The sequence below is a fragment of the Limimaricola pyoseonensis genome (assembly GCF_900102015.1).
Classification (GTDB): Bacteria; Pseudomonadota; Alphaproteobacteria; order Rhodobacterales; family Rhodobacteraceae; genus Limimaricola; species Limimaricola pyoseonensis.
Window position 1 is genome coordinate 170,090 of sequence record NZ_FNAT01000002.1, and the last position, 17,842, is coordinate 187,931.

General features: G+C 69.4%; 14 protein-coding genes. 11 read left to right on the top strand and 3 right to left on the bottom strand.

From position 1 onward, the window contains the following. Positions 1–157: 157 nt before the first annotated feature. Complete coding sequence (dnaE, locus tag BLT43_RS04625; protein WP_090110526.1) at positions 158–3,667, top strand: DNA polymerase III subunit alpha; 3,510 nt, start codon at positions 158–160, stop codon at positions 3,665–3,667. A 90-nt stretch (positions 3,668–3,757) separates the two neighbouring features. Beyond that, positions 3,758–4,324: a lipoprotein gene (locus BLT43_RS04630; protein WP_090110528.1), complete on the top strand. Its 567-nt coding sequence runs from the start codon at positions 3,758–3,760 to the stop codon at positions 4,322–4,324. A 2-nt stretch (positions 4,325–4,326) separates the two neighbouring features. Here the strand turns inward: BLT43_RS04630 and BLT43_RS04635 are convergent, their stop codons facing one another. Continuing rightward, complete coding sequence (locus tag BLT43_RS04635) at positions 4,327–4,530, bottom strand: SlyX family protein (protein ID WP_090110530.1); 204 nt, start codon at positions 4,528–4,530, stop codon at positions 4,327–4,329. A 127-nt stretch (positions 4,531–4,657) separates the two neighbouring features. Here BLT43_RS04635 and hisS point away from each other — a divergent pair, with 127 nt between their 5' ends. The 3 genes from hisS to hisG are packed head-to-tail and all read left to right on the top strand — an operon-like array spanning position 4,658 to position 7,946. Further along, positions 4,658–6,166 carry a histidine--tRNA ligase gene (gene hisS / locus BLT43_RS04640; RefSeq protein ID WP_090110532.1) on the top strand — a complete coding sequence of 503 codons (1,509 nt, stop codon included), beginning with the start codon at positions 4,658–4,660 and terminating at the stop codon, positions 6,164–6,166. Then, positions 6,163–7,257 carry an ATP phosphoribosyltransferase regulatory subunit gene (locus BLT43_RS04645; protein ID WP_242652217.1) on the top strand — a complete coding sequence of 365 codons (1,095 nt, stop codon included), beginning with the start codon at positions 6,163–6,165 and terminating at the stop codon, positions 7,255–7,257. Before hisS ends, BLT43_RS04645 begins: the two co-directional genes overlap by 4 nt. Next, a complete protein-coding gene (gene hisG, locus BLT43_RS04650) occupies positions 7,254–7,946 on the top strand; it encodes an ATP phosphoribosyltransferase (RefSeq protein ID WP_090110536.1) in 693 nt (230 codons plus the stop codon). The genes BLT43_RS04645 and hisG overlap by 4 nt, the downstream gene beginning before the upstream one ends. Here hisG and BLT43_RS04655 read toward each other — a convergent pair. Next, positions 7,943–8,368 carry a DUF1489 family protein gene (locus BLT43_RS04655; protein WP_090110538.1) on the bottom strand — a complete coding sequence of 142 codons (426 nt, stop codon included), beginning with the start codon at positions 8,366–8,368 and terminating at the stop codon, positions 7,943–7,945. The genes hisG and BLT43_RS04655 overlap by 4 nt on opposite strands. A 209-nt stretch (positions 8,369–8,577) precedes the next feature. Here BLT43_RS04655 and BLT43_RS04660 point away from each other — a divergent pair, with 209 nt between their 5' ends. Together BLT43_RS04660 and BLT43_RS04665 are read left to right on the top strand one after the other, a co-directional pair. Beyond that, positions 8,578–10,854 carry an adenosylcobalamin-dependent ribonucleoside-diphosphate reductase gene (locus BLT43_RS04660; RefSeq protein WP_090110540.1) on the top strand — a complete coding sequence of 759 codons (2,277 nt, stop codon included), beginning with the start codon at positions 8,578–8,580 and terminating at the stop codon, positions 10,852–10,854. A gap of 331 nt (positions 10,855–11,185) precedes the next feature. After that, positions 11,186–11,539 (top strand): DUF1428 domain-containing protein, encoded by a 354-nt coding sequence (locus BLT43_RS04665; protein ID WP_165612539.1) that lies wholly within the window; start codon positions 11,186–11,188, stop codon positions 11,537–11,539. A 182-nt stretch (positions 11,540–11,721) separates the two neighbouring features. Here BLT43_RS04665 and gcvA read toward each other — a convergent pair whose 3' ends face one another. Continuing rightward, positions 11,722–12,606, bottom strand: coding sequence for a transcriptional regulator GcvA (gene gcvA / locus BLT43_RS04670; RefSeq protein WP_090110544.1), 885 nt, complete (start codon positions 12,604–12,606; stop codon positions 11,722–11,724). Between the two features lie 117 nt (positions 12,607–12,723). Here gcvA and BLT43_RS04675 point away from each other — a divergent pair, with 117 nt between their 5' ends. The 4 genes from BLT43_RS04675 to BLT43_RS04690 are packed head-to-tail and all read left to right on the top strand — an operon-like array spanning position 12,724 to position 17,686. Then, positions 12,724–13,902 (top strand): hypothetical protein, encoded by a 1,179-nt coding sequence (locus BLT43_RS04675; RefSeq protein WP_090110546.1) that lies wholly within the window; start codon positions 12,724–12,726, stop codon positions 13,900–13,902. A gap of 21 nt (positions 13,903–13,923) precedes the next feature. Beyond that, entirely contained in the window at positions 13,924–15,000 is a 1,077-nt protein-coding gene (locus tag BLT43_RS04680; RefSeq protein ID WP_278245649.1) for a ketopantoate reductase family protein, read from the top strand. After that, positions 14,997–16,106: a Gfo/Idh/MocA family protein gene (locus BLT43_RS04685; protein WP_090110550.1), complete on the top strand. Its 1,110-nt coding sequence runs from the start codon at positions 14,997–14,999 to the stop codon at positions 16,104–16,106. Before BLT43_RS04680 ends, BLT43_RS04685 begins: the two co-directional genes overlap by 4 nt. Then, a complete protein-coding gene (locus BLT43_RS04690; RefSeq protein WP_090110552.1) occupies positions 16,103–17,686 on the top strand; it encodes a DUF885 family protein in 1,584 nt (527 codons plus the stop codon). Before BLT43_RS04685 ends, BLT43_RS04690 begins: the two co-directional genes overlap by 4 nt. Positions 17,687–17,842 lie beyond the last annotated feature (156 nt).

The following is a 17,842-nucleotide window of genomic DNA, read 5'->3' on the forward strand; positions in this document are numbered from 1 at the left end:
GCGTGGGCCTTCCACGTCGTCCGTCCGCCGCTTTCGGCACGAAATTGACCGCGCGGGGCGGCGCGGCATGGCGCCGGCATCACGTTTGCACGACGCCGCGTGACCCATGGGCCCGCGCGGCTTTCCGGACCGCCCCGGCCGGGGTAGAACCGCCTCCATGGCCGATCCTCGATTCATCCACCTGCGCGTCCACACCGAGCATTCGCTGCTCGAAGGCGCGATCCCCGTGAAGAAGCTGCCGGGCCTCGCCGCCAAGGCCGAGATGCCCGCGGTGGCGATCACCGACACCAACAACATGTTCGCCGCGCTGGAATTTTCCGAGACGGCGGCCAAGGCCGGGGTGCAGCCGATCGTCGGTTGCCAGGTCGACCTGTGCTACCTGCCGCCCGAGCCGGGCAAGCGCCCCGAGCTGCCCGCGCCGCTGGTGCTGCTGGCGCAGACCGAGGCCGGCTACATGAACCTGATGAAGCTGAACTCCTGCCTCTATCTGAAGGAGGACGGGCAGCTGCCGCAGGTCTCGGTCGAGGAGATCGAGGCGCTCTCGGGCGGGCTGATCTGCCTGACCGGCGGCCCCGACGGCCCCGTCGGCCGGCTCTTGCGGCAGGGCCAGCGGCCCAAGGCCGAGGCGCTGATGCAGCGTCTGAAGGCGGCATTCCCGGACCGGCTCTATGTCGAGCTGCAGCGCCATCCGGGCGAGGACGGCCTGCCGGAGGCCGAGAAGCTGTCGGAGCGCGGCCATGTCGAGATGGCCTACGCCATGGACCTGCCGCTGGTCGCGACCAACGACGTCTATTTCCCGAGGCCCGAGATCTACGAGGCGCATGACGCGCTGATCTGCATCGCCCAGGGCGCCTATGTCGACCAGCAGGAGCCGCGCCGCAGGCTGACCTCGCAGCACTACTTCAAGAGCCCGCAGGAGATGGCGACGCTGTTCGCCGACCTGCCCGAGGCGCTGGAGAACACGGTCGAGATCGCGAAACGCTGCGCCTTCAAGACCTACAAGCGCGCGCCGATCCTGCCGAAATTCGCCGATGACGAGGTGGTCGAGCTCAGGCGCCAGGCGCAGGAGGGCCTCAAGGCCCGCCTCGCGGTGATCCCGCACGCGGTCAGCGTCGAGGAGTACGAGCAGCGGCTCGAGTTCGAGCTGGGCATCATCGAGGGGATGGGCTTTCCCGGCTACTTCCTGATCGTCGCCGACTTCATCAAGTGGGCCAAGGAACACGACATCCCGGTCGGTCCGGGCCGGGGCTCGGGTGCGGGCTCGCTCGTGGCCTACGCGCTGACCATTACCGACCTCGACCCGCTGCGCTACTCGCTGCTGTTCGAACGCTTCCTCAACCCCGAGCGGGTCTCGATGCCCGACTTCGACATCGACTTCTGCATGGACCGCCGCGAGGAGGTGATCCGCTACGTGCAGGAGAAGTACGGCCGCGAGAAGGTCGGGCAGATCATCACCTTCGGCGCGCTGCTCTCGAAGGCCGCCGTGCGCGATGTCGGCCGGGTGCTGCAGATGCCCTACGGCCAGGTCGACCGGCTGTCGAAGATGATCCCCGTGGAGGGGGTGAAGCCGGTCTCGATCGAGAAGGCGCTGGCCGACGAGCCGCGGCTCAGGGAGGAGGCCAAGAACGAGGAGGTGGTGAACCGCCTGCTGACCTACGCCCAGCAGGTCGAGGGGCTCTACCGCAACGCCTCGACCCACGCCGCCGGCGTGGTGATCGGCGACCGGCCGCTCGACGCGCTGGTGCCGCTCTACCGCGACCCGCGCTCCGAGATGCCGGCGACCCAGTTCAACATGAAATGGGTCGAGCAGGCGGGGCTGGTGAAGTTCGACTTCCTCGGCCTGAAGACGCTGACCGTCATCCAGAACGCGATGGACCTGATCCTGAAATCGGGCCGGCCGCTGCACGTGGCCGAGGACGGGACCGAGCTCTATACACCGCCAGAGGGCGGCGAGAACCAGATCAACCTGATCCCGCTCGACGACGAGAAGACCTACAGGCTCTACTCGCGCGCCAAGACCGTCGCGGTGTTCCAGGTGGAATCCTCGGGCATGATGGATGCGCTCAAGCGCATGAAGCCCACCTGCATCGAGGATATCGTGGCGCTGGTGGCGCTCTATCGCCCGGGTCCGATGGAGAACATCCCGGTCTATTGCGAGGTCAAGAACGGCCAGCGCGAGATCACCTCGATCCATCCCTCGATCGACTACATCCTGGCCGAGACGCAGGGCATCATCGTCTACCAGGAACAGGTGATGCAGATCGCGCAGGTCATGGCGGGCTACTCGCTCGGCGGCGCCGACCTTCTGCGCCGCGCCATGGGCAAGAAGATCGCCGAGGAGATGGCCAAGGAGCGCCCGAAGTTCGTCGAGGGCGCGATGGCGAACGGGGTCGACAAGAAGAAGGCGATGGAGGTCTTCGACCTTCTCGAGAAGTTCGCCAATTACGGCTTCAACAAGTCGCACGCCGCCGCCTACGCTGTGGTCAGCTACCAGACCGCGTGGCTCAAGGCGAACCACCCGGTCGAGTTCATGGCCGGTGTGATGAACTGCGACATCCATCTCACCGACAAGCTGGGCGTCTATTTCCAGGAGGTGAAGAAAGGCCTCGGCCTCGACTGGACGCCGCCCTGCGTGAACCGCTCACAGGCGATGTTCGACGTGGTGGACGGCAAGCTGGTCTATGCGCTGGGCGCGCTCAAGAATGTCGGCGTCGAGGCGATGAAGCTGATCGTCGACGGCCGCGGCGAGCGCCCCTTCGCCACGATCTACGACATGGCGCGCCGGGTCGACCTGAAGAAGATCGGCAAGCGGCCCTTGGAGATGCTGGCCCGCGCCGGTGCCTTCGACGTGCTCGACCGCAACCGCCGGCGGGTCTTCTCGGGGCTCGACGCGCTGGTGGCCTATTCGGCCGCGATCCACGCCCAGAAGGAAAGCGCGCAGGTCTCGCTCTTCGGCGAGGCGGGCGAGGACCTGCCCGAGCCGCGCATGCCGCAGGTGACCGACTGGCTGCCGGCCGAGCGGCTGGCCGAGGAGTTCAAGGCGGTCGGCTTCTACCTCTCGGGCCACCCGCTTGACGACTACCTCGCGCCTCTGAAGCGCAAGGGCGTGATGACGCTCGACGAGGTGACCGAGAAGGCGGGCGAGCGCGGCGCCTTCGTCGGCAAGATGGCCGGCACCGTCGCAGGCCGGCAGGAGCGCAAGTCGGCGCGGGGCAACCGCTTCGCCTTCGTGCAGCTCTCGGACCCGACGGGGCAGTACGAGGTGACGATGTTCTCCGACACGCTGGAGGTCGCGCGCGAGCATCTCGAGACCGGCAGCCAGGTGGTGGTGCAGGTCGAGGCGACGATGGAGAGCGACCAGCTGAAGCTCCTCGGCCGTTCGGTCGCGCCGATCGACACGGTGGTGGCCGATGCCGGCGGCTCGGGGCTCAGGGTCTTTCTCGACCAGCCCGACGCGATCACCATGCTCAAGGGTGTGCTCGAGCAGGCCGGGCGCGAGGTGCAGCGCGGCCAGCGCATCGCGCGCGGCCCAATCAGCATCTGCCTGATGGGCGAGGGGCTGCCAGGCGAGGTCGAGATCGACTGCGGCGCCGACTGGCCGGTGACACCGCAGATCAAGGGCGCGCTGCGCTCGCTGCCGGGCGTGGTCGAGGTCGAGGAGGTCTGAGCGGCGCGCCGCCAGCGCCGTGGGCAGGGTCGATGGACTGGGCCGGGCGGCGCGCTAGACTGGCCGCCAGACCCTGTCACGGAGACCGCGATGCGCCGCCCTTTCGTATTCCTGACCGCCGCGATCGCGCTGTCGGCCTGCGCGGCGGGCCTGGCCGGCGGCAGCGCGACATGGTCGGGCCCCGCGCCCGATGCCCGCGAGGTCGCGCCCGGCACGATCCTGCCCTTCGGGCAGATGGCCCGGGTCTGCGGCCTGCCGGACGACGCGCTGGGCACGGCGGTCGAGGCGGCCTCGGGCTTCACGCTGCATGACAGCGCCGCCGGCGACACCGCGCCGCGCACGCATTACGTCACGGGCTTTTCCGATGGCTGCGCGCGGCAGTTCACCGCGGCGCTGGCGCTGTTCGGCGACACCGGGGTCCACGAGGCGACGGCCTATGGGGCGGGGGTGGCGCATGAGCCGGTGGCGGCGGCCTATGAGGAGGTGAAGCGGCAGATCTGCGGCGTGCCGAAGGGCCAGCCCTGCGGCCGCTCGGCCGAGCGGCTCGCGGCGAACACCACTTTCCTGACCGCCTACGCCGCCTTCGGCGCCAGCGGCCGGCACGCCGACATGCTGCTGCATGACCGGCGGGCGCTGGCGATGGGGGTGGAGCGCTGAGCCTACCAGTGCGGCGGGCGCTGGTCGCCCAGCACGACGCCGCCCGAGCCCTCGGCCTCCGCCTCGGCCAGGCGCTCGCGCAGATGTGCGACCTGCCGTGTCAGCACGGCGATCTCGCGCTCCTGCCGCGCCACCACGTCCGAAAGATCGTCGACCGTGCGGATCAGGTGGCTCAGCTTCTCCTCGATGTCGATCTGCTTCGTCATGCGTCCTTAACACACGAGGTCGCGCGGGGTTGCAAGCGCGGCGCGGAGGTTGCTCCCGCGGGCCGCCCGCGCTAAGCCCGCGCGCGACTGTGCCCGCGAAGACTGTGCCCGAGAAGGACGCCCATCCATGGCCAAGGACAAGATCCGCCGCCCCCGCGCCGAGACGCCGAAGGGGTTCCGCGACTATTTCGGCGCCGAGGTCACCGCGCGCGCCGCGATGCTGCGCCGGATCGCCGAGGTCTATCATCGCTACGGCTTCGAGGCGCTGGAAACTTCGGGCGTCGAGACGGTCGAGGCGCTGGGCAAGTTCCTGCCCGACGTGGACCGCCCGAACGAGGGCGTCTTCGCATGGCAGGAGGACGCCGAGGGCGACAGGCCCGGCGACTGGCTGGCGCTGCGCTACGACCTGACCGCGCCGCTTGCGCGGGTCTACGCCCAGCACCGCAACGACCTGCCGACCCCCTATCGCCGCTACGCGATGGGCCCGGTCTGGCGCAACGAGAAGCCGGGGCCGGGGCGGTTCCGCCAGTTCTACCAGTGCGACGCCGACACGGTGGGCGCGCCCTCCGTCGCGGCCGATGCCGAGATCTGCGCCATGCTCGCCGACACGCTCGAGGCCGTGGGCATCGCGCGCGGCGACTACGTGGTGCGGGTCAACAACCGCAAGGTCCTGAACGGCGTGATGGAGGTGGCCGGCGTGCTCGACCCCTCCGACCCGGAGAAGTTCACCCGTGAGCGTGGCATCGTGCTGCGCGCCATCGACAAGCTCGACCGGCTCGGCACCGATGGCGTGCGGATGCTGCTGGGCGAGGGCCGCAAGGACGACTCGGGCGACTTCACCCAAGGCGCCGGGCTGCAGCCCGCGCAGGCCGAGGTGGTGATGGGCTTCATGGAGGCGCGGCGCGACACGGCAGGCGAGACGCTGGCGCGGCTGCGCGAGCTGGTCGGCGGCTCGGCCATTGGCGCCGAGGGCGTGGACGAGCTCGAGACCATCGCCGCGCTGCTCGAGGCGCAGGGCATGGGGCCCGACCGCGTCGTGATCGACCCCTCCGTCGTGCGGGGCCTGGGCTACTACACCGGCCCGGTCTTCGAGGCGGAGCTGACCTTCGAGATCCTCGACGAGAAGGGCCGTCCGCGCCAGTTCGGCTCGGTCGCGGGCGGCGGGCGCTACGACGACCTCGTCAAGCGCTTCACCGGCCAGGCCGTGCCCGCCACCGGCGTCTCGATCGGCGTCGACCGGCTGCTCGCGGCGCTGGCCGCCAAGGGCCGCGGCGCGACCGAGGCGCAGGGTCCGGTGGTCGTCACCGTGATGGACCGCGACCGCATGGCCGACTACCAGGCCATGGCGTCCGAGCTGCGGGCGGCAGGCATCCGCGCCGAGGTCTATCTCGGCAACCCGAAGAACTTCGGCAACCAGATGAAGTACGCCGACCGGCGCGGCAGCCCGGTGGCGGTGATCGAGGGCGGCGACGAGAAGGATCGCGGCGTCGTGCAGATCAAGGACCTGATCCTTGGCGCGCAGATCGCGAAGAACGCGACGCTGGAGGAGTGGAAGGACCGCCCCTCCCAGGTCGAGGTGCCGCGCGCCGAGCTCGTCGAGCGCGTCCGCGCGATGATCGAGGGCCAGTCGTCATGATGCCCGGACCCATGGGCGCCGCCGCCCGCGCCGAGGCGGCGCGGCTCTCGGCGCTGTTCGAATCCGTCGGCGCGCAGGCGGTCGACACCTCGATCCTGCAGCCCGCCGACGTGCTGCTCGACCTCTATGGCGAGGACATCCGCGCGCGCGCCTACGTCACCGCCGACCCGCTCAGGGGCGAGATGATGCTGCGGCCGGACTTCACCGTGCCGGTGGTGCGCGCCCACATGGAAGAGGGCGGCGACCCGGCGCGCTACACCTATGCCGGCGAGGTGTTCCGCCGGCAGGAGACCGACCCCGACCGGCCGATCGAGTTCCTGCAGGTCGGCTTCGAGCTGTTCGGCGGCGACCCGGCCGAGGCCGATGCCGAGGTCTTCGCGACCATCGCAGGCGCGCTGTCGGGTCTCGACCTGCGGCCCTCGACCGGCGACATCGGCATCCTGATGGCGGCGGTGCGCGGCTTGCAGACCAGCGACGCCCGCAAGGGCGCGCTTTTGCGCCACATCTGGCGGCCGCGCCGCTTCCGGGCGCTGCTCGACCGCTACAGCGCCCGCACGCCGCTGCCCGCGCACAAGAAGACGCTGCTCGCCGCCGCCGACCCGTTCAAGGAGGCCGGGCCGCAGGTCGGCGTCCGCAGCCGCGCCGAGGTCGCGGACCGCATCAGCACGCTGCGCGAGGACGCCGACACCCGCCCGCTCTCCGAGGAGGAGACGGCGCTGATCGACATGATCCTCGACCTGCGCGAGACCGCGCCCAACGTGCTCTCGGCGCTGCGCGACATCGCCGTCGACATGCCCGCCATCACCGAGGCGGTCTCGGGGCTGCGCCGCCGGCTCGACGCGCTCTCGGCGCGCGGGGTGGATGTCGACGCGCTGCCCTTCGAGGGCAGCTTCGGCCGCACCACGCTCGAGTATTACGACGGCTTCGTCTTCGGCTTCCAGCATGCCAGCCGCGCCGACCTGCCGCCCGTCGCCACCGGCGGGCGCTACGACGCGCTGACCCGCGTGCTGGGGCAGGGGCGCTCGGTCGCCGCGGTGGGCGGCGTGGTCCGCCCCGAGCTTGTCGTCCGCATCAGGGAGGGCCGGGCATGACGATCCGTCTCGGCGTGCCGTCCAAGGGACGGCTGATGGACAAGACCTTCGACTGGTTCGGCGCGCGCGGCCTGACCCTGCGCAAGAACGGCAACGACCGCGAATATGCGGGCGTGGTCGAGGGCATCGGCGGGGTCGAGCTGGCGCTGCTGTCGGCGGGCGAGATCCCGCGCGAGCTGGCCGCGGGCCGGCTGCATCTGGGCGTCACCGGCTCCGACCTCGTGCGCGAGAAGGTGGCCGGCTGGGACCTGCGCCTGCGCGAACTGGCGCGGCTCGGATTCGGCGGGGCGGATCTGGTGATCGCGGTGCCGCAGGGCTGGGTCGATGTCGACACGCTCGACGATCTCGACGCGGTCGCCGCCGCCTTCCGCCGCCGCCACGGCTTCAGGCTGCGCATCGCCACCAAGTATCACCGGCTGACCCGCGAGTTCCTGAAGGAGCACGGCGTGGCCGACTACCAGCTGGTCGACAGCCAGGGCGCGACCGAGGGCGTGGTCCGCAACGAGACCGCCGAGGCGATCTCCGACATCACCTCGACCGGCGAGACGCTGCGCGCCAACGGGCTGAAGATCCTCTCTGACGGGCTGATCCATTCCAGCCAGGCGACTCTGTTCCGCTCGGGTGCGGCGCAATGGAGCGAGGCGCACCGCGCCACGCTCGAGGCGCTGGAGGAAAAGCTCGGGATCTAGAGCACGCCGATCTCGGCCAGCGCCGCCTGCAGCGCCGGCGGCAGCGGCTCTTCCGGCTCGGCCCCGGCGGCGATGTCGCGAGGCGCGTCGCCGGGCTTGAGGTAGCGCCAGCCCTGGAAGGCGCGCTTCGGCGTCGCCGCCACGCGCCTGAGATCCGGTTCGCAGACGATGGCGCAGCGGCGAATGCCGTCGCCGCGATCGACCTCGTCGAATCGCAGCACGCGCTGGCGGCACAGGATCACGCCCTTGATCACCCAGTAGATCGAGCCGCCGTCGAGCACCTCCTCGGCGCGCTTGGGCCACATCCGGGTGACGTGGCGGGGCAGGCCGTCGGGGCCCTGTCCGCGCGGGTCGGACTGCCATGCGGCGAGGTCGGCCACGTCCTCCGTGCCGACCGAGAGCTTGATGAGATGAAGAGCCATGACAGGGACTTAGACGCGGCGCGGGGTCGCCTCAAGTCGCGATTTCGTGTTGCCGTGGGGTCGCAATTTCTTGTGGATAAGCCTATGTCAAGCACAAGCTGTAGCTTGAGGCGTGCTATGCTGGTCTATATCCAGCGTCGACGGTGGAGCGACTGCCGCCCCCGATCTTGATACATTCCAGACCCCGCCCCAGCCGAAGGATCGCTGCCATGACCCGTTTTTCCGCGCCCATCGCCGAACAGATCTGGGACATGAAATATCGGTTCAAGCAGAGCGACGGCACGCCGATCGACACCAGCGTCGAGGACAGCTGGCGCCGCATCGCCCGCGCGCTCGCCGCGCCCGAGAAGGACCCTGCCCACTGGGAGGAGAAGTTCTACGGCGCGCTCGAGGATTTCCGCTACCTGCCCGCCGGCCGGATCACCGCCGGCGCCGGCACCGCGCGCGCGGTGACGCTGTTCAACTGCTTTGTCATGGGCACCGTGCCCGATTCGATGTCGGGCATCTTCGACATGCTGAAGGAAGCGGCGCTGACCATGCAGCAGGGCGGCGGCATCGGCTACGACTTCTCGACCATCCGGCCGCGCGGCGCCGAGGTGAAGGGCGTGGCGGCCGACGCCTCGGGCCCGCTCTCCTTCATGGATGTCTGGGACGCGATGTGCCGCACCATCATGTCGGCGGGCTCGCGCCGCGGCGCGATGATGGCGACGATGCGCTGCGACCACCCCGACATCGAGAGCTTCATCACCGCCAAGTCCGACCCGGCCCGCCTGCGCATGTTCAACATGTCGGTGCTGGTGACAGACCCGTTCATGGAGGCCGTGAAGGCCGACGGCTCGTGGGACCTCGTCTTCAAGGACAAGGTCTACAAGACCGTGCAGGCGCGTGACCTGTGGAACGCGATCATGAAGTCGACCTACGACCAGGCCGAGCCGGGCGTGATCTTCATCGACCGCATCAACCAGATGAACAACCTCGGCTACTGCGAGGAGATCTCGGCCACCAATCCCTGCGGCGAGCAGCCGCTGCCGCCCTACGGCGCCTGTCTGCTGGGCTCGATCAACCTCGCCAAGCTGGTGAAGAACGCCTTCGAGAAGGGCGCCAAGCTCGACGAGGCCGAACTCGACGATCTCGTGGCCCTCGCGGTGCGGATGATGGACAACGTCGTCGACGCCTCGAACTTCCCGCTCGAGGCGCAGGCCGAGGAGGCCCGCAACAAGCGCCGCATCGGCCTCGGCGTCACCGGCCTTGCCGACGCGCTCTTGATGGTCGGGCTGCGCTACGGCTCGGACGAGGCCGCCGCCCAGACCGAGGCCTGGATGAAGCGCATCGCGCGCGCCTCCTACCTCGCCTCGGTGGAGCTGGCGAAGGAGAAGGGCGCCTTCCCGCTGTTCGACGCCAAGAAGTACCTCGCCTCGGGCAACATGCAGCAGATGGACAAGGACGTGCGCGACGCGATTGCCAAGCACGGCATCCGCAACGCGCTGCTGACCTCGATCGCGCCGACCGGCACCATCTCGCTCTACGCGGGCAACGTGTCCTCGGGCATCGAGCCGGTCTTCGCCTATGCCTACACCCGCAAGGTGCTGCAGAAGGACGGCACCCGCACCGAGGAAGAGGTCGTCGACTACGCCGTGCAGGCCTGGCGCGAGAAGTTCGGCGATGCCGAGCTGCCGGACTACTTCGTCAACGCCCAGACGCTGAAGCCGATGGAGCACGTGAAGATGCAGTCGGCCGCGCAGAAGTGGATCGACAGCTCGATCTCCAAGACGATCAACTGCCCCGAGGACATTTCCTTCGAGGACTTCAAGGACGTCTACATGGAGGCCTACGAGACCGGCTGCAAAGGCTGCACCACCTACCGGCCGAACGACATCACCGGCTCCGTGCTGTCGGTCTCCGAGCCCGCCAAGGCGCCCGAGGCCAAGACCGCGCCGAAGGAGGCCGAGGGCGGCGAGGTGATCTACATGTCCGAGCCGCTCGACCGCCCCTCCGAGCTCGAGGGCGCGACCTACAAGCTGAAGTGGCCCGACAGCGAGCACGCGATCTACATCACCATCAACGACCTGGTCGTGGGTGGCCATCGCCGGCCCTTCGAGGTGTTCATCAACTCGAAGAACATGGAGCATTTCGCCTGGACCGTGGCGCTGACGCGGATGGTCTCGGCGGTGTTCCGGCGCGGCGGCGACGTGTCCTTCGTGGTCGAGGAGCTGAAGGCGGTGTTCGACCCGCGCGGCGGCGCCTGGATGCAGGGCAAGTACGTGCCCTCGATCCTCGCGGCGATCGGCGGCGTGATCGAGAAGCACATGATCTCCACCGGCTTCCTCGCCGGCGAGGGCATGGGCCTGAAGGAGGACCCGCAGCAGCAGGTGGTCAACCTCGACGCCCCCCGCGGCCCGGCCTGCCCCTCCTGCGGCAGCTTCGAGATGCGCATGGTCGAGGGCTGCATGACCTGCGGCAGCTGCGGCCACTCCAAGTGCGGCTGATCTGATGGCGCGAGGTTGCTGCTGAGCCGGCGCTCCCGCGTTTTTCCGAGGGGCCGTGAGAAACACGCGGAAGGTACCGAAGCGAGGGGCCGTTCGACCACGGAGCCCACGAGAAGACGGGCCGCGGCATTGCCGCGGCCCTTTTCGTTTCGCGGATCCGAGCCCGACGGCTGACATCTGTCGGCGTCACCGGACGACGCCTCCGGATTCGAGCGGCCGGGTTCTCGGGGGCGCAAGGAATCCCCCGCCGCCGGTTTCGAAATTTCGCTCGCGCCGCGATCGCGGCAGCGGTGCTATGATGCCCTTGATGCGCAGCGAGGAGGAGCGATCAGTGGCTTGGATCATGGCTTATGCCGGGGCAGTCCCGACGGCGAAGAAGGATGAGTATCAGGCGCATGCCGCGCGGATGGCGGAGGTGTTCCGCAAGCACGGCGCGACGCGCGTCGTCGAGAGCTGGGGCATGGCCGTCCCGCCGGGGGAGGTGACGTCCTTCCCGCTCGCCGTGCAGGCCGGCCCGGACGAGACGGTGGTGATGGGCTGGCAGGAATGGCCGGACCAGGCCACGCAGGAAGCCAAGTTCCGGGAGGCCATGCAGGACCCGGCCATGGGCGACATGGGAGAGGTGCCGATCAACGGCAAGACGATGATCTTCGCCGGGTTCGAGGTTCTGACGGACCTGTCGTAGCGCCACGGGCGCCGGGCTGAGGCACGCGCCCCCGTGTCCGCGGTGAAGACGGCGCCCGCCCGGCCGCCGACCGCGACGGCGGCCTTCGACCCGCGCGCCGAGAGCCCGCAGGGACCGGGGCCCGCCGGGCGCGGAGCCGCGACCTGCGGGCGCGCGGTGCCGGGTGGCATGGCCCGAGACGGTCAGACCTGGTTCAGCACCCAGTTGCGGAACATCTGGACGCGGGGCAGGTCCGTCTTGTCCCAGGGGGTCACGAGATAGTACCCGCCGGGGCTGACGACCCGGACGGGGAACGGCGCGGTCAGGCTGCCATTGGCGATGTCGTCGTCGGCGAGGTATCTCGGCAGGAGCCCGATCCCCAGCCCCGACTTGGCGGCCTGCAGAACCATGTAGAAATGCTCCAGCCGCAGGGTCTTGTCGTAGCCGTCGGTGCCGGCACCCACGGCCTGCAGCCAGTGGGACCATGTGCCGGGGCGCGAGGAATGCGCGATCAGGCTGTGCCGGCGCAGCTGGTCGTAATCGGTCAGGGGGTAGGGGCCGTCCATGATCCGGGGCGAGCAGACGACCTGCAGCTCCTCCGACATCAGGGGCTCGGCCCGCGCGTCGGGCCAGTTGCCGTAGCCGAAGCGGATCGCCACGTCGATTCCCTCGTCGGCGAAGGCGAGATCGCCGTCGCTGCTCGTGATGTCGACGGTCAGCTCCGGGTGCAGCTGCATGAAGGAGCCGAGGCGGGGCAGCAGCCATTTCGTGCCGAAGGTGGGCAGCATGCCGACGCTGAGCGTGCCGCGCCCGGCCCGGGTGTCGATCAGCTCGCGCGAGGCGCCTTCGAGGATGTCCATCGCCTTGGAGATCTTGCCGGCGTAGTAGACGCCGTCTTCGGTCAGGCTGATCTGCCGGCCGGCGCGCTGGAACAGCTGCAGCTCGAGATGCTCCTCCAGCCCCTTGATCATGCGGCTGACGGCGCTTTGCGTCACGTTCAGCTCTTCGGCGGCACTGGTGAAGCTGCCGTGCCGGGACACGGCCTCGAACGTCCTCAGGGCGTTCAGGGAGGGAAGGGCGCGGCTCATCCTGTATTCCAAAAACTCATTAAAGCACCAGAATTTCGCAGGTTGAGACGCTAGTCAATTCCGGCCGATCCTGTCCTCGAAACAGTGTTGCCGCGACGGCATGACGGGAAACCGACCGTGAACCTCAGCAAGATCACATACAGCCTGACCGCGGTCGCGATGGGCATTCATGCCCTCGAACGCCAGAGAAACGACGGCAACAGCCTGCTGGATGGCGAGGGCCTTGTCCCGATCTACACCGGCGGCGACATGGTGGCCCCGCGCCGCTACGAGGATTGGGACACCGCGCGGCGCGAACTGCTGCAGCTCGAGGCCGCGCTGGGCGGTATCGCGCCGGGGGAACGGCGCACATTCCTTGAAGGAATGATCGCATCGCTGCTTCTGGCGGTGCGGCTGTTTTCCGGGGGCAGCCCGACCTACGAGCAGAAGGTCATGGGGCTGGTCGGTGCCGATCGCGGGCACGAGGATGCGGGCATGATCGCCGGCTGCCGCGACCGCATCGACCGGCTCCTGACCCGGATGGGCTTCGTGCGCGGATCGCTGGCCGACAGGGTGCGGTCGTGGGAGGACGCCCGCGCCATCGACGAGGGCCGGCTGGACGCCGCCCTGGCCGAGCTGGTGGCCGAGGCCAAGCGCCGCACCGACGAGATGATCTTCGATACCGGCGACTTCACGATGGAGATCCGCCCGGTGCGCGACGTGCCCTACCCGGCATGGTGCGGCTTCGCCGAGCGGCGGGTGGACCTGAACGTCGACATGATGTTCTCGCGCGCCGGGCTGAAGCACATCATCTGCCACAACATCTTTCCCGGCCACGCGACCCAGGCGCTCTACGCCCATGCCGAGGTCGCGGCGGGGCGCTCGACCGTGGACGCGCTGCTCATCTCGGCCAACGCCGTCACCGGCTGCGTGCAGGAGGGCATCGGCGATCAGGGCATCTACCTGATCGACTGGATGGAAGACGAGGACGACGAGCTGACGGCGGAGCTGCGCAACCTGCGCTCCGCCTGCCAGACCAGCGCCACATGGGCCTACATGGCCGAGGGGCAGTCGGCCGAGCGCACGGTGAACTACCTGCGCGACACGGCGCTGGGGCAGGATGCGTGGGTGCGCGGCCGCCTGCGCTCGGCCGCGCATCCGTTCAAGGGCCCCTTCGCCGCCTCGTTCTGGACGGGCAACGAGGTGGTGCGCCGCGTGCGGGAGCGGGTGTCCGACGCCCATCGTCCCGAGTTCATCCGATACCTGTACGGGCGGGCGCACAGCCCCCGGAGCCTGGAAATGTACCAGCCAGCTTAACCACCGGAGACATAGATGAAGATGACAATCGTTGGCGCCGGCGCCATCGGCGGGCTTGCGGGCGCGTACATGACCCGTGCCGGACATGATGTGACGCTGACCGACCGCTGGGCCGAGCACGTGGACCGGATGAAGGAGCGCGGCCTGTTCATCGACGGCGTTCGCGGCGAGATGACGATCCCCGTCAGGGCGCTGCACCCCTCCGAACTCGAGGCCCCGCTCGACATGGTGCTGATCGCCACGAAATCGCAGCACGCGGTCGAGGCGGTCGAGCAGCTGGCCCCGCTGATGACGGCCGACACCGCCGTCGTGTCGTTCCAGAACGGCTTCAACGAGCCGGCCCTCGTCGCGGCGCTGAACGCCGCGGGCCTGCCCGGCGACAGGATGGTGATCGGCGCGATCCCGAACTACGGCGGCGCGCTCGTCGATCCCGGCTACATCGAATACGTGCATGAAGGCCCGATCCAGCTGGGCGAGATGGATGGAAGCTCGACCCCGCGCCTGAAGGCGCTGGCCGAGGCGCTGGGCGCGCTGACGGAGGTGCAGCTTTCCGACAAGATCTGGGGCCAGATCTGGGCCAAGGAGGTCTATGCCAGCCAGGTCGTCTTCTCGGCGCTGGTGGATGACCGCATCCGCAACACGCTGGGCGTCGAGCGCTACGCCCGGATCGCCGGGGCGATCGTCAAGGAGGCGCTGGAGATCGCGGATGCCAACGGCATCGACGTGCAGGCCTTCGATTTCTTCGACCCGGCCAATTACCGCGTCAGGACCGCCGACGACACGCGCAAGCTGCTCGACAACATCAACCACGCGATCTGGCTTCTGAAGAAGGACCAGGACACCAAGCCGACCCACGACTTCAAGAAGAAGGGCTCGGGCATCTGGTGGGACATCGTCTACCGCAAGCGCCCGTCCGAGACCCGGTCGTCGTCGGGCAAGCTGATCGATTACGGCAGGGCGGCGGGGGCCGACACGCGGCTCAACGCCAAGCTCTTCGACATGATCTACGAGATCGAGGACGGCAAACGCGCGCTGGGCTTCCACAACTACGACGAGCTCGAAGCCTATGTCGCCGAATGCGGAAAGGCCCTGCCATGAGCGCGGCGAGACTTGGCGTCGGGGTGATCGGCACCCATGCCTGGGCCGACAAGGCGCATCTGCCGGGCTACGTCGCGCATCCCGATGTCGACCTCGTGGCCGTCTGCGACGTGGATGAAGGCCGGGCCCGCGCGGCGGCCGAGAAATTCGGCGCGCGCAAGGTCTTCACCGACGCGCAGCAGATGATCGCCGACCCCGAGGTGCAGATGGTCGATGTCTGCACCCCCACCCACACGCATCTGCCGCTCAGCCTCGCGGCGATCGCGGCCGGAAAGCACGTGCTGTCTGAAAAGCCCCTGCACACCGAGGCGGGCCCGGCCTTCGACGCCGCCGCCCGGGCCGATGCGCGCGGGGTGCGCACCAAGCTCGGCTTCACCTTCCGCTATTCCCCGGCGATCCGGCAGCTCAAGGCCTGGATCGATGACGGAACGCTGGGCGAGATCTTCCACATCAACGGGTTCGAGCAGAACTCGCAGTGGCTGCACCCCGACGAGCCGCTGCGGCAGGTGCCGCCCGACGCGGACCGCTCGACGCTGATCCCGGCCTCGATCGTCGGCTACGGCTCGCATCTGATCGATCTGATGCGCTGGCTGGGGGGCGAGTTCTCGGCCGTGGCCTCCTCGATGCGGAACTTCGTGCCCGAACGGGTGGTACGCGGCGAGGCGGGCCGGCAGAAGATCATGATCGACGACGGCACGGTCGGGCTGGTGGAATATACCGGGGGCGCGCTGGGCACGATCCAGACCAGCTACGTCACCGTCGGCAACTACCCGGGCGTGGAGATCCGCGTCTACGGCTCGAAGGGCGCGGCGGTGGCGCGGCTGATCTCCGAGTTCGACGTGGCCGAGACCCTGACCCATGCCAGGCCGGACGCGGTGGAATTCGTGCCCTACGAGCTGACCGAGGCGGCGCTGCCGCCCGGCACCACGCTCGCCACCCCCTGGCCCGAGCTCTACTACCGCAACCTCGTGCGCCATTTCGTGGACGAGATCCTGCAGGACAGGCCGCAGGAATGCACCTTCTTCGACGGCGCCAAGAGCCAGGAGATCGTCGATGCGATGATCCTGGCCCATCGCGAACGCCGCTGGGTGGGCTTGGGCGCATGACGGGGCTGGTGGGCGACTACCTCGCGCATCGCTTCCGCTGGCGGCCGGTCGACGCCAGCTTCATGGGGGCGGAGGGGCACGATCACCGGCTGCCGCCGGTGGAGCCCGGCTGCATCGAAGCCGAGCTGGAGGAGATCCGCGCCCTGCACGAGAAGGCCGCGCGGGACGGTGCGGCCCATCCCCACGACCGGCGCATGATCGCGGCGGAGATGCGGGTGGAGGAGGCGAACCTCGAGAGCCGCCCGCGGCAGAGAAACCCGGCCTGGGCCACGGGCGAGGCGGGCTTCGGCGTGATCTCGCTGCTGCTGCCGCAATCCACGCCGTGGCGGCGCGACGCCATCGCGGCCCGGCTCGCGGCCATCCCCGCCTTCCTGGACGGGGTCCGCGCCCTGATCGGCGACGGCCCGGTGCCGCGGGGCTGGTGCGAACGGGCGATGACAGAGGCGGCGGCGCTGTCGCTGTTCCTGCGCGAGGACATGCGCCTGCACGAGGCGTGGCTTGCCGACTGGGCGGCCCCGGCCGAAGCGGCGGCCGAGGCCTTCGACGGTTTCGCCGCCTCTCTAGCGCAGCTGCCCGACGCCGATCCGGCCTGCGGAACGGTGCATCTGGAGCTGGTCCTGCGCGAACTGCACGAGCTGCCGCTCGGCGCGGACCGGGCGATGGAGGCGGCCCGCGCGGCCTTCGAGCGCTGCGGCACGGAACTGGAGGAGATGGCCGCCCGGATCGACCCCGACACCGGCTGGCAGGATCAGCTCGCCGCGCTGGCGGACATGCATCCCGCCGCGGCCGACGACGTGATCGCGAGCTACCGCCTCTGGGACGCGGCGGCGCGCGACGCCGCCGAGACCCACGGGCTGGTCACGCCGGATGACGGCTACGGGCTGGATTACCGCCCGCTGCCCGCCTGTTTCCGACGCGTGGCCGGGCCGCTCTACTTCCTGTTCTACCGCTCGCCGCCGGGGCTGAACCCCGGATCGGGCAGCGTCTACTGGGTGATGTCCGCGGCCGATCCGTTGGCGCATGGCACGGCCATGGTCAAGGCGATCCACGCCGTGCACCACGGCTCGGTCGGACACCACACCCAGAACGGCCGCGCCCGGGCGGCGGCCTCGCGGCTGGGCCGGATCGCGGCGACCGACTGCGCCATGGGCCTGGCGTTCCAGGGCGCGCTGACGCTGGTGGAAGGCTGGGCCTGCCATGTCGAGGACCTGCTGATGGAGGCCGACGGCTTCTATTCCCCGGCGGAGAAGCTGCTGCTGAAATCCTTCGAGCGGCGCAATGCCGCCTCGGTGCTGGTCGATCTGGGCCTGCACAGTGGGGCGTGGTCGATGGCCGAATGCGAACGCTTCTATGCCGAGGAGGCGGGCTTCGCCCCGGCGCGCGTGCATTCCGAAGTGGTGCGCAACTCCATGTTCCCCGCCTCGCGCGCGACCTACTGGCTCGGGGTCGAGGGTATCCGCGCCCTGCGCCGCCGCTGGACAGGCACGACGCGGGCCTTCCACGACACGCTCCTGTCCTTCGGCCACGTGCCGCTGAAGCTCGTCGAGGACGAGATGGCCGCCCGGGGGCTGCTGCAATGATGAGTTTTCCGACATGCGGGCCGAACGCGGCCCGGGCCCGGCCCGCCCGTAGGCGCGGGGCCCTGCCACGCGACATCCCGGGTCGGAAGGCGCCGCGCGCCGCCGGTTTCGATGCGTTGAAAAGCCGTGCGGAACGTATGTTTTCCGGGCGATTGA